At 60.3% G+C, this 12285-nt stretch carries 12 protein-coding genes and 1 tRNA gene; 8 read left to right on the top strand and 5 right to left on the bottom strand.

From position 1 onward, the window contains the following. Positions 1-8 precede the first annotated feature (8 nt). Positions 9-1634, bottom strand: a complete 1626-nt coding sequence (locus tag Tel_00750; GenBank protein ALP51784.1) for a hypothetical protein — start codon at positions 1632-1634, stop codon at positions 9-11. Between the two features lie 63 nt (positions 1635-1697). After that, positions 1698-1910 carry a hypothetical protein gene (locus Tel_00755; GenBank protein ID ALP51785.1) on the bottom strand — a complete coding sequence of 71 codons (213 nt, stop codon included), beginning with the start codon at positions 1908-1910 and terminating at the stop codon, positions 1698-1700. A gap of 190 nt (positions 1911-2100) precedes the next feature. Between Tel_00755 and Tel_00760 the strand changes: the two genes are divergently transcribed. Together Tel_00760 and Tel_00765 are read left to right on the top strand one after the other, a co-directional pair. Beyond that, the gene (locus Tel_00760; GenBank protein ID ALP51786.1) at positions 2101-2925 is read left to right on the top strand and encodes a hypothetical protein; all 825 of its coding nucleotides are present in this window, start codon (positions 2101-2103) and stop codon (positions 2923-2925) included. A 40-nt stretch (positions 2926-2965) separates the two neighbouring features. Next, on the top strand, positions 2966-4783 hold the full coding sequence (locus Tel_00765) for a hypothetical protein (protein ID ALP51787.1): 1818 nt from the start codon (positions 2966-2968) through the stop codon (positions 4781-4783). An 11-nt stretch (positions 4784-4794) separates the two neighbouring features. Here the strand turns inward: Tel_00765 and Tel_00770 are convergent. Both Tel_00770 and Tel_00775 read right to left on the bottom strand, forming a co-directional pair. After that, a tRNA-Pro gene (locus Tel_00770) sits at positions 4795-4871 on the bottom strand. A 7-nt stretch (positions 4872-4878) separates the two neighbouring features. Further along, positions 4879-5808, bottom strand: coding sequence for an octaprenyl diphosphate synthase (locus Tel_00775; protein ID ALP54681.1), 930 nt, complete (start codon positions 5806-5808; stop codon positions 4879-4881). Between the two features lie 269 nt (positions 5809-6077). On the opposite strand from Tel_00775, the gene rplU reads away from it, so the two are divergent. From rplU to Tel_00795, 4 genes are all read left to right on the top strand, one after another. Beyond that, entirely contained in the window at positions 6078-6389 is a 312-nt protein-coding gene (gene rplU, locus Tel_00780; protein ALP51788.1) for a 50S ribosomal protein L21, read from the top strand. Positions 6390-6415: 26 nt separating this feature from the next. After that, a complete protein-coding gene (rpmA, locus tag Tel_00785) occupies positions 6416-6673 on the top strand; it encodes a 50S ribosomal protein L27 (GenBank protein ID ALP51789.1) in 258 nt (85 codons plus the stop codon). 157 nt (positions 6674-6830) lie between these two features. Continuing rightward, on the top strand, positions 6831-7856 hold the full coding sequence (gene obgE, locus Tel_00790) for a GTPase Obg (protein ID ALP51790.1): 1026 nt from the start codon (positions 6831-6833) through the stop codon (positions 7854-7856). A gap of 39 nt (positions 7857-7895) precedes the next feature. Further along, entirely contained in the window at positions 7896-9023 is a 1128-nt protein-coding gene (locus Tel_00795) for a gamma-glutamyl kinase (GenBank protein ID ALP51791.1), read from the top strand. Between the two features lie 237 nt (positions 9024-9260). Here the strand turns inward: Tel_00795 and Tel_00800 are convergent, their stop codons facing one another. Beyond that, positions 9261-9524 (bottom strand): 30S ribosomal protein S20, encoded by a 264-nt coding sequence (locus Tel_00800; GenBank protein ID ALP51792.1) that lies wholly within the window; start codon positions 9522-9524, stop codon positions 9261-9263. Positions 9525-9749: 225 nt separating this feature from the next. Between Tel_00800 and Tel_00805 the strand changes: the two genes are divergently transcribed. Beyond that, positions 9750-11249 (top strand): murein biosynthesis protein MurJ, encoded by a 1500-nt coding sequence (locus Tel_00805; protein ALP54682.1) that lies wholly within the window; start codon positions 9750-9752, stop codon positions 11247-11249. Between the two features lie 49 nt (positions 11250-11298). Next, positions 11299-12228, top strand: a complete 930-nt coding sequence (locus tag Tel_00810; GenBank protein ALP51793.1) for a bifunctional riboflavin kinase/FMN adenylyltransferase — start codon at positions 11299-11301, stop codon at positions 12226-12228. The last annotated feature ends 57 nt before the right edge of the window (positions 12229-12285 follow it).

The following is a 12285-nucleotide window of genomic DNA, read 5'->3' on the forward strand; positions in this document are numbered from 1 at the left end:
TTTGGGGCTCACTGGGCCGTTCTCCGTCGTCTCGGGTCCGCGAAGGTGATGCGGAAACAGCTGCCGCCGGTATTGGCGGGGAAATAACTCAAGTGTGCATAATTGCATTCGGCCAGCTCTTTCGCAATATATAGCCCCAGGCCGGTGCCTTTGTTGTCGGTGGTGAAAAACGGTTCGAACAGCTGATCGACGACCTCCGCGGCCACCCCGGGGCCGTAATCGATCACGTCCAGATAGGGCGTTGGATTGTCCGCCCTGGTCGTGGCTCGAATGGCCAGTCTTGGGCTGCCGCTGTGGGCCAGGCTGTGGCGCACACCGTTGTGGCACAGGTTCCACAAGACCTGGTGCAGCTGGCTGGGATCGAATTCGCAGCTCAATTGCTCCGGGATGACGTCCAGCTCGATCAGCCCGCGATCGATGTTCTGGCCGCGGCAGAATTCGTCGATAAATTCCTCCAGCCAGGGCTTGAGTGCGATGACCTCGGGTTGAGCCTGGTTGCGGCGCCCCAACTGCAGCACATTTTCGATAATGCTGTTCATGCGTCGTGTATTGCCGCGGATGATCTCGGTGAGGCGCTGCTCACGCTGATCGAGATGGTCGGACTCCGCGAGCAGCTGACCGGCGTGGCCGATGGCGCCTAAGGGGTTGCGGATTTCATGGGCGATACTGCCGGCCAGTCGGCCCAGGGAGGCCAGTTTGAGCTGCTGCGCCTGCTGACTCATGGCGGCCGTATCTTCGAGAAAGATCAGGGTGCCGGTGTATTCGCCCAGTTTGGCGAAGTGGGGCAGCACCTCGGTGGCGCCGGTTGCCGGCTTAAAGCGTTGCGGGGGGGCGCTTGGGTCAGCCAGCCAGCGGGCTTGCTCGGCGGCAAGCTCGGGACACACCTTTTCCAGCCGCGGTCGCCCGTTTGGTGGCTTGATATCCAACAGACGGCGCGCCGATTCATTGATCTGCCACAGGCAGGTTTCGTTGTCGATGACGGCCACACCGGTCTGCATCTGCTGAATGATGTACTGGGTCAGTAGCTCCATGTTGGCCAGGTCGATGCCGCGTTTTTCCGCCAGCGCCTCGCTTTCGCGAACGCGCCTCGACAATACATGGGCTAGCAGGGCGGTGGCGAAGAAGGCGGCGCCCAGTAGGCCGGCATGGGTGTAGGCCGTGGGCATGGTCGGATTGCTGAGCTGGATATAGATGTGTTCGCCCAGTATCAGTAGAGAGGCGATGGCGGCGAACCCCAGGGCGCTACGCCCGGGCAGCAGAATGCTGCCGCCCGCCACGGCGACGATGATCAGCATGCCCAGACCGCTTTGTACGCCACCGGAGGCGTGGAGCAGCAGCGTAATGGCAACGCAATCGACGACAACTTGAAAGTAGACCTGGATAGGAAATTCAGGCCGGCGCCAATAAATGGTGAAGACATTGGCGACGGAGACTATGAAATAGGCAATCGCCGTCAGCTGGAAGATCGTCGGGTCGTGTTGGCCGATGGATTGGATGCTGAAATCCATCATGGCGTTGATCAAGAAGGCGCCCGAGATCAACAGACGATAGAGATTGAACAGCCGCAGCGGCCGCCAGGTTTGCTGTGCCGGTGTGCCGTCGCTTGCCTTGAACTGGTTTGTCGCGCTCTGCATCAGGTCGATTCGCGTAAAGATAAGCCCAATTTTACTATCGGAACAGCCGGACGGAGTTGTAGTCTATTCTTGGCTGTGTTCTTCCGAGCAGTACAACCGGCCGTCCTTTTCCACGGCCTCGTCTTTGGGGACCAGGATGCCGCATTTGTGGCAGGCGACGGTTTCCGCGTAGGCGTTCGGGAGTTGGTCTTTGGTGCGCTTGCCGCGGCGCAGGCGTCGTATCAAAAAGAAGGCTAAGGCGACAAATAGGGTGGCGATGAGTAATCTGAATAACATACTGTGTGTGCCTGATCGAATTTTGTAGAGTCCCGAGACGAAGCGTCTCGGGGTGATTATTATATCCCATCATCGGGGAGACAGGGTTTATCATCGCCGCGGTGTCCCGGCACTCGTCCCACGGGAGATGTAGTATGGGGGTTTGTGAATTTTGCTGTAAGGAGTACCCGTGAATCGCTGGAATAATGGATTGCTGAGGCTGGGCATGGCGTGGCTGTTAATGGCGGTGGCCGCCGTGGGATATGCTGAGCCGCAAGTCTCATCGGCGCCTCGGGTATTGACGGTGGGCGTGGTGCCCCAGTTTGATGTACGCCAGATTCATGCGGTGTGGCGCCCCATCCTCGATGAGTTGGAGCGGCGCACCGGTTTCGCGTTCGTGCTACGCGGGGCGTCCACGATTCCATCCTTTGAGCGCGATCTCGCCGTTGGCGAATTCGATCTCGCCTATATCAACCCCTATCATGCAGTCACGGTGAGCGGTCGACATTACACCCCGCTGGTGCGGGATGTGGGCACCGATTTGCATGGTATTTTGGTGGTGCCGCGGCAGAGTCCGATCCAGTCGGTTCAGGAATTAGAGGGGCGGACGGTTGCGTTTCCCGCCCCGATGGCATTGGGGGCCACCTTGCTGATGCGCGCCGAATTGCTTGATCGTTATGGCGTTGAGGTCGTACCCCGCTATGTGCAGAGCCATAGCTCGGTCTATCTCAATGTGGCCTTGGGCGAAACCGTCGCCGGGGGCGGCGTACAAAAGACATTGGCGCAACAACCGCATGAACTGCAGTCGTCCCTGCGGGTGGTGTATCGAACCCAGACCGTGCCCTCCCATCCCGTTGTGGTCCACAATCGTATTCCGCCTGAGATTCGCGATCGGCTGCTGCAGGCATTGCTGGCGTTGGGGCGGGAACCCGGCGGGCGCGAACTATTGTCCGGCGTGCCGATCGCGGCGCTCGGGCCGGCGTCCGTAGAGGAGTACCGGTTCCTGCGCGAGTTGGGCCTGAAGCGCTTTCAATAGTGCCGTGACTATGGGGATACGCGCAAAACTACTCTGGCCTATGGTGTTGGCCTTCATGTTGTTAATGGGGGTGATCCACTTCTATTTCGTGCCCAGCCTGTTGGAGAGCGAGCGGGCCTCCGCCCTGCGCTATGAGCATGAGATATTGACTGCCCTGGAGATGGGCATGGTTCAGGATCTGTTGCGCGGCGATCTGGCGGCCATCTATGCCACCCTGGACGGTCAAATCGAAAACCGCAATGGGGTGTGGGTATGGTTGGAATTGCGTAATGCCGATGGCAAACGGCTGTATCCCCTGACTCCTCGTCCGCGCCCCAGCGGTGAATATCTGAATGCAATCGAGCATGTCATGGTATGGGACGGCGCCCAAGTGGCTCAACTCAGCCTGGTGGCCGATTTGGAGGAAAAATACATGGCTGCGCTTACCCAGGTGCGCGGCCTGGAACAGATGGTGCTGCTGGTGTTGGTGCTGCTGCTGGGGATGGGCTTATGGTTGCAGGAACGGTGGGTGCGGCGGCCATTGGCGCGGCTGGAGCACGCCGCAGCGCGCATCTCCGGTGGGGATTTCGATGTCGCTCTGCCGGCGGCTTCGCGTGATGAGATCGGCCGTCTCACCTCGGAATTTGATGTCATGCGCAGCAATCTGCGCTCTGCCCAACAGGTGTTGATCGACGCCAAACGGGAGGCGGAGCAGGCCAGCCAGGCAAAATCCGAGTTTTTATCCCGCATGAGTCATGAATTGCGTACGCCCCTGAATGCCATTCTCGGTTTTGCCCAATTGATGGAGCTGGATGCGCGCGACCCCCAGAGTCGGGAATATATCGGCGAGATCTTGCGGGCCGGCGATCATCTGCTGGACCTCATCGAAGAGGTGCTGGACTTGGCCCGGGTCGAAGCGGGCAAAGTGAATCTGCTCCTGGTCGAGGCCGATGCGCAGAAACTTTGCCGCGCATGCGTCACCCTGATGCAGCCCGAGGCAAAACAGATGGGGGTACAGCTGAACGCGCGCCTCGACGCAATAGACGGGGCTCGGGCGTATGTGGACGAAACCCGCTTCAAACAAGTGCTGATCAATCTTTTGTCCAACGCCATTAAATACAACCGCGAAGGGGGTCATGTGACGCTTTCTTGCGCACCCTATCCTTCCGGGCGGCTCAGGTTCTCAGTCACCGACACCGGCAAGGGCTTGGACCAAACGCAGCAGCAACGCTTGTTTAATCCCTTTGATCGGCTTGGCGCCGAAGGCGGGGCGGTGTCCGGTACCGGTATCGGCTTGGTGATCTCGAAACGTTTGATCGAGGCGATGGGGGGAGAGATCGGTTTTTACAGTCGAGTCGGCGAAGGGAGTACCTTCTGGGTCGAAGTCGACGCGGTCGATCTCAGCCACATCTCGAACGATGCGCAATCCGGTGCTAATGTTGCGCCAACTCCAGCGTTGGCCGAGCTTCCGATGGCGCCCAAGACCCTGCTCTATATCGAAGATAACCGCGCCAATCTGCATCTGGTGCAACGCATCATTGAGCAGCATACCCCCTACCGGCTGTTGTGGGCCGCGGATGCTAGCCAGGGCGTGGCACTGGCGCGCGAGCATATGCCCGATTTAATCTTGCTGGATATCAATCTGCCGGACAGGGATGGTTTCGCGGTCCTGGACGAACTGCGGGCCTTGGAAAAGGCCCAATCGGTTCCAGTGGTTGCCGTCAGCGCCAACGCCACGCTCAAGGACGTGGAGCGCGGCCAAGCGGTCGGGTTCGCGGCCTATTTGACCAAGCCGATAGGCGTAAAGGCCTTGTTGAAAACGATCGCTAACGTGTTGAGTGACTCCGAACGGCAGCGCAACAACGAGACGATGCAGTGACGCGGAGAAATTGGTCGGAGTGAGAGGATTCGAACCTCCGGCCCCTGCCTCCCGAAGGCAGTGCTCTACCAGGCTGAGCTACACTCCGAATTATATTAGTACGTCCGGTTGACCGAGAACTCGGCCAGCGCGTACAGGGCGTCTTTATATACGCTTGGGGCGAGATTGGCAATGGCTGCGGCGGCCATTTGTGCCTCTTCGCGGGCCAAATCGGCAGTGTAGGTGATGGCGCCGGTGTCTTGAACGGCGTCGATGACGGCGGCGATTTCATCCCGGCCGCCGTTTTCGATGGCGTGACGAATGACCGCCGCCTGTACGCTGCTGCCGCTGCGCATGGCGTAGATCAAGGGCAGGGTGGGTTTGCCCTCGGCCAGGTCGTCACCGATATTCTTGCCCATCTGGTCGGCATTGGCGCTGTAGTCGAGCACGTCGTCGATGAGTTGAAACGCCGTGCCCAGGTGCATGCCGTAGGCGGCCAGGGCGCGTTCTTCATCGTCCGGCCGTTTGCTCAACACGGCGCCCAATTGGGTGGCGGCCTCGAACAGCTTGGCGGTCTTGGAGTGAATCACCTCCAGATAACGCGCCTCGGTGGTATCGGCATCGCGGCAGTTGAGCAGCTGCAGCACCTCGCCCTCGGCGATGGTGTTGGTGGCATGGGCCAGGATCTCCATGACGCGCATGTTTTTCACGTCCACCATCATTTCGAAGGCGCGTGAGTAGAGAAAATCCCCCACCAGCACGCTGGCCTCGTTGCCCCAGATATTGTTGGCCGTCTCCTGGCCGCGGCGCATGTCCGAGCCGTCGACGACATCGTCGTGGAGCAGGGTGGCGGTGTGGATGAATTCTATTATGGCTGCAATATCAATATGTTGCGATCCGGTGTAGCCGAAGGCGCGCGCCGTCAGCAGCACCAGCAGGGGACGCAGGCGCTTGCCGCCGCTATTGATGATGTAGTGGCCCAGCTGGTTGATGAGCGCCACGTCGGATTGCAGCCGGTCCTGAATCACCCGATTCACTGCAGTCATATCGCCCTGGGTCAGGTCGATGATGGTCTGTATGTCAAACGGGGGCGCGGCCGCAGCTTGCGGGGCTTTATTTTGAGTGATAAGCATAGGTAAGCACATTTTAGTGGCGAAGAAGACGCACTTACAAGCGCTTATTTTGCGCCGCCGGGTTTGACCTTGGCCGCAACAGGGGTTAGAATTCGGCCTCTTTTGTATTTGTCTGAATTTATTGGGCCTTCGCCGCGCTCGTCGGGGGCGGCACTAGCTATAGAAATTTTGGAGAAAACGGCATGTATGCTGTCATAGTAACCGGTGGCAAACAGTATCGCGTGGCTGAAGGCGATGTGGTGCGTGTTGAGAGTTTGCCCGTTGAAGAGGGCGGTAGTGTGGAGATCGACAAGGTCCTGATGATCACCAACGGCGATGACGTCAAGGTCGGCGCGCCCTATGTCGACGGCGGCAAGGTCACCGCCACCGTGGCCGGGCACGGCCGCGGCGAAAAGATCAAGATCGTCAAGTTCCGTCGCCGCAAGCATTCGCGCAAGCAGATGGGACATCGTCAGAATTACACTGAGCTGAAGATCACCGGCATCGCCGGCTGAGCAGCGCGCTAAAGAGGTATTCAGAAATGGCACATAAGAAAGCGGGTGGTAGTAGTCGCAACGGTCGCGATTCAGAGAGTAAACGCCTGGGCGTCAAGGTCTTCGGCGGTCAACGCATCAATGCCGGCAGCATTATCGTGCGCCAGCGCGGTACGCGTTTTCATCCCGGCGTGAATGTGGGCTGTGGTCGCGACCACACCCTGTATTCCACCGTGGACGGTGAGGTGGTGTTTGAAGTCAAAGGCCCCCAAAACCGCAAGACCGTCAGCGTCGTTCCCGCCTAGATTTCCCGCTAAAGCGGATACGCGACTAAGGCCCCGTCAGCGACGGGGCTTTTTTAGTTATGCAGCAGCGAACAGAGAAAAGGGTACAGAATAGGGCACGGAAAACACCCTGCTTTCTTCTTTTATCTGTTCTCTGCGCTCTTTGTTCGGATTTGAAATGAAATTCATCGATGAAGCCACAATTCGGGTCCAGGCCGGCGACGGCGGTAACGGCTGTGTCAGTTTCCGGCGTGAGAAATTTATTCCCTACGGCGGGCCCGATGGCGGCGACGGCGGCGACGGCGGCAGTGTCTATCTGGTTGCCGACGAGAACATCAACACCCTGGTGGATTTCCGTCATCAGCGTGATTACCGTGCCGAGCGCGGTCAGAACGGCATGGGCCGCGAGCGCACCGGCAAGGGCGGTGACGATTTGTTCGTGCACGTGCCGGTGGGCACCTTGGTGGCAGACGACGAGACCGGCGAACAGATGGGCGATCTGGTTGAGCACGGCCAACAACTGCTGGTGGCCCAGGGCGGTTTTCACGGCCTCGGCAACACCCGTTTCAAGAGCAGCACCAACCGCGCGCCGCGTCAATCCAAACCGGGCACGCCGGGCGACGTGCGGCGCCTGCGCCTGGAATTGAAACTGCTGGCCGATGTGGGCCTGCTGGGGCTGCCCAATGCCGGCAAGTCCACCTTCATCCGGGCCGTCTCCTCGGCCACCCCCAAGGTGGCGGATTATCCCTTCACCACCCTGTATCCCAACCTGGGCATGGTCAAGGTGGATTACGAGCGCAGCTTCGTCGTCGCCGATGTGCCCGGTTTGATCGAGGGGGCCGCCGACGGCGCGGGTCTCGGCATCCAGTTTCTCAAACACCTGTCGCGCACCCGCTTGTTGCTGCACCTGGTGGAGGTTGCCCCGTATGACCAGACCGAGCCGGTGGACAACGTGCGCAAGATCGAACGCGAATTGGTGCAGTACAGCGAGACCCTGGCGCAGCGGCCGCGCTGGTTGGTGCTGAACAAGATCGATCTGCTGCCCGATGCCGAGCGCGAGGCGCGTTGCCAAAGCATTATCGATGCGCTGGACTGGGACGGACCGGTGTTCAGGATCGCTGCCATCAACAAGACCAACACCCAGCCGCTGGTCTACCAGATCATGGACTATCTGGAACAGCATCCGGTGACAAAGGACGCGTGAAGCGCGACAATAGCGCATCGATATTTTTGTAGATTCCTCATGACAACGCGCCAAGAACTGGGTCAAGCAAAGTGCTGGGTGGTCAAGGTCGGCAGCTCGCTGGTGACCGACAACGGCCAGGGCCTGAACCATGATCTGATTGCCGCCTGGGTGGCGCAGATCGCCGCCCTGCGCACGCGTGGCATCGACCTGGTCCTGGTCTCCTCCGGCGCTGTTGCGGAGGGCATGAAGCGGCTGGGCTGGACCAAACGTCCCCATGCCCTGTATCAATTGCAGGCCGCCGCCGCCACCGGCCAGATGGGTCTGGTGCAGGCCTATGAATCCCGCTTTCAAAAATTCGGCATCCATACCGCCCAGGTGCTGCTCACTCACGAGGACCTAAGTCACCGACACCGCTATCTCAACGCCCGCAGCACCCTGCGTACCCTGCTCGACCTGGGGGTGGTGCCGGTGGTCAACGAGAACGATACCGTGGCGGTGGACGAAATCCGCTTCGGCGATAACGACACCCTGGCCGCCCTGGTCGGCAATCTGGTGGAGGCGGAGCTGGTGGTATTGCTCACCGATCAAGCGGGTATGTATGAGACCGATCCGCGCCAGAACCCCGATACGCCGTTGATCCGCCAGCGCCAGGCCGGTGATCCCGAGCTGGAAAAGATGGCCGGCGCGGGCGGCATCGGCAGCCTCGGCCGCGGCGGTATGCTCACCAAGGTACGCGCCGCCGAGCGCGCCGCCCGTTCCGGCGCCGCCACCCTGATCGCCGGCGGGCGCGAGCCTGAGGTGCTGCTCAAGATCGCCGCTGGTGAAGAGATCGGCACCTTGTTGACGCCCGGCAAGCCGCCGCTGGTGGCACGCAAGCAATGGCTGGCCGGACATCTGCAGACCCGCGGCCGCCTGGTGCTGGATGCGGGCGCGGTGCGGGTGCTGCGCGAATCGGGCCGCAGCCTGCTGGCCGTCGGGGTGACGGCGGTGGAGGGCGGTTTCGGCCGCGGCGAAGTAGTGGCCTGTGTCGACCCCGACGGTCGCGAAGTGGCCCGCGGCCTGGTCAACTACAGTGCCGATGAGGCGCGCAAGATCAAAGGCCACGCCAGCGAGCGCATCGAATCACTGCTGGGTTATGTGGACGAGCCGGAGCTGATTCATCGCGATAATTTGGTGGTTGTTTGAATCCGCCAGCGAACGCGCATGGATGCACATAAATAACGCCTTTAGCCTCCCCCTTTCTTAAAGGGGGATTGAGGGGGATTTAAAAGTTTGGAGCGCTTAGCTTTAAATCTCCCCCAGCCCCTCTTTAGAAAAGAGGGGAGCCTTCAAAAACAAAACAGCCGGAGAAAAGAGGGGAGTCTCTCAGAAACAAAAAAGCCGGCTTGATAGCCGGCTTCTTCAATCCATCGCGCTTAACGCTTATGCCATAGATTTGATATGCGCATTCAGGCGGCTCTTGTGACGGGCGGCCTTGTTGCCGTGGATGATACCCTTGCGCGCCATCTTGTCGATCATGGGCACGGCGGCGCTGTAGGCGGCCTGGGCGTCTTCCTTGTTGCCGTTTTGGATCGCCTTGACGGCGTTCTTGACATGGGTGCGCATCTTGGAGCGCAGGGCGGCATTGTGTTGACGGCTCTTTTCAGCCTGACGGGCACGCTTTCTCGCTTGTGCAGAGTTAGCCAAGGTAAGACTCCTCAAATTCTGTGGTTGATCCGGCCACCTAAAGGCGGGGCCTCAAAGGCGCGTAAATATGCCTGATTCCGGCGCCGATGTCAAACAAGGGCGCGCAGTGTGTTTTGGCGCCGGAACGGTTAGAATCCGGAAGTCGCTGAGAACGCAATAAAAATAGACAGTTATGGGCAGAAAATGAGCAAAAAGCTGGTCAAATCGACGGCCACCGTGGGGGGCATGACCCTGCTGTCGCGGGTGTTCGGCTTCATCCGCGACATGGTGGTGGCGCGCATCTTCGGCGCCGGGCTGGGCACCGACGCCTTTTTCGTCGCCTTTAAGATTCCCAATTTCATGCGCCGGCTGTTCGCCGAAGGGGCCTTTTCCCAGTCCTTCGTGCCGGTGCTGTCCGAATACAAGACCCAACGCGAGCACGACGAGGTCAAGCGCCTGGTGGACGATGTGGCCGGTACCTTCGGCGCGGTGCTGTTGCTGATCACCATCATCGGTATCCTGGCCGCACCGCTGTTGATCGCCGTTTTTGCGCCGGGCTTTCTCGACGAAACTGAAAAATACGACCTGGCCACCGACATGCTCAGGTTTACCTTTCCGTATATCTTGTTTATCTCGCTCACCGCCTTTGCCGGCGGCATTCTCAACAGTTACGGTCGCTTCAGCGTGCCCGCCTTCACGCCGGTGCTGCTGAATCTGATATTGATCAGCTGCGCCCTGTGGCTGGCGCCGCAGATGGAGCAGCCCATCATGGCGCTGGCCTGGGGGGTGTTCGCCGCCGGACTGGTGCAACTGCTGTTCCAGCTGCCGTTCCTGGCGCGGCTGAGACTGCTGCCGCGGCCGCGCTTCGATCGCAACAATGCCGGGGTACAGAAGATCAAGACGCTGATGATTCCGGCCATCTTCGGGTCTTCCGTGGCGCAAATCAATCTACTGCTGGACACCCTGATCGCCTCGTTTCTGGTGACCGGCAGCGTCTCCTGGCTCTATTTCTCCGACCGTTTGGTGGAGTTTCCGCTGGGGGTATTCGGCATCGCTTTGGCCACCGTCATCCTGCCCAACCTGTCGCAGCAACATGCCGCCGCCTCGGCCGAGGCCTTTTCCCGCACCCTGGATTGGGCCTTGCGCTGGGTGCTGCTCATCGGTACCCCGGCCACCGTGGGCCTGTTCGTGCTGGCCGGACCCATGCTGACGACGCTGTTTCAATATGGTGAATTCAGTCAGCACGACGCCGAAATGGCCACCCGCAGCCTGATGGCCTACGCCCTCGGTCTGCAGGGCTTCATTCTGGTCAAGGTCTTGGCGCCCGGCTTCTTCGCCCGTCAGGACACCAAGACCCCCGTCAAGATCGGCATCATCGCCATGGTTTCCAATATGGTGATGAACGTGATTCTGGTATTTCCCCTGGCCCATGCGGGGCTGGCGCTGGCGACCTCGTTGTCGGCCTTTATCAATGCCGGGTTGTTGTACCGCATCCTGCGCCGCGAAGGCGTTTACATGCCGGAGGCCGGTTGGCTGAAATTATTCCTCCAGGTGCTGCTGGCCAATATCGTCATGGCGGCGCTGTTATGGTGGGGCGCGGGCGAGCTGGCGCAATGGTTCGCCTGGGACGGCCTGACGCGGACATGGCAGTTACTGCTGTGGATAGCGGCGGGGGCCGCGGTCTATTTTCTGGTGTTATTGCTGGTGGGGGTGCGCTTTGGCACGCTCTGGCGGCAGAAAGTCTAGCCAAGGTGCTTTATAATAAGTCCCCTTTGCGCGTTGAATCTGGTCAGGGATGGAATTAATCCGCGGTATTCACAATTTGCAGCCCCGCCAGCGCGGCTGTGTCGCCACCATCGGCAACTTCGACGGCGTCCATCTCGGTCATCAGGCGGTGCTGGGCCAGTTGGCCGAGGCGGCCGGGCGGCTCGATCTGCCCACGGTGGTGATCACCTTCGAGCCCCAGCCGCAGGAGTATTTCGGCGCCGCGGCACAGACGCCGCGACTGACCCGGTTGCGGGAGAAGTTGCAGGCGCTGCGGCGGTATTCGGTGGACCGGGTGTTGTGCCTGCCCTTCAATCGGCGCCTCGCCGCGTGGTCGGCGCAGGAATTCATCCACACCCTGCTGGTCCAAGGCCTGGGGGTGAAGTATCTGGTGGTGGGCGATGATTTTCGTTTCGGACATCAGCGCCGCGGCGATTTCGCCTCGCTCAAGCAGGCCGGTGAGAGCTATGGGTTTCAAGTGGTGAGCATGCACAGTTTTCACGTCGACGGCGAGCGGGTCAGCAGCACGCGCGTGCGCGAGGCCCTGGCCCAGGGCGATATGCGCACGGCGGAGAAGCTGCTGGGACGCACCTATCGCATGAGCGGGCGCGTGGCGCGTGGGGATCAGCGCGGTCGTGAGCTGGGCTTTCCCACCGCCAACATCCACCTGCACCGCCAGGCCACCCCGGTGCGCGGTGTGTTTGCGGTGGAGATGTTCGGCGTCAGCGGTGAGCCTGTGGCGGGGGTGGCCAATGTCGGTACGCGACCGACGGTGGACGGCACCCGCACCCTGCTGGAGGTGAATCTGTTTGATTTTGACGCCGACATTTATGGCGCCTATGTGGAAGTGGTATTTTTACACAAGCTGCGCGACGAGGTGCGCTTCGCTTCGTTGGAGGCCCTGAAGCAGCAGATCGCCCTGGATGTGGAGGCGGCGCAATGGTTTTTTGCCCGGCGTTAGGTGTAACGGTGATGTTGCCGGCTAACGCAATGTGACAACGAAGCCACTACCTACTTC

The organism is Candidatus Tenderia electrophaga (assembly GCA_001447805.1).
GTDB classification, from domain to species: Bacteria; Pseudomonadota; Gammaproteobacteria; order Tenderiales; family Tenderiaceae; genus Tenderia; species Tenderia electrophaga.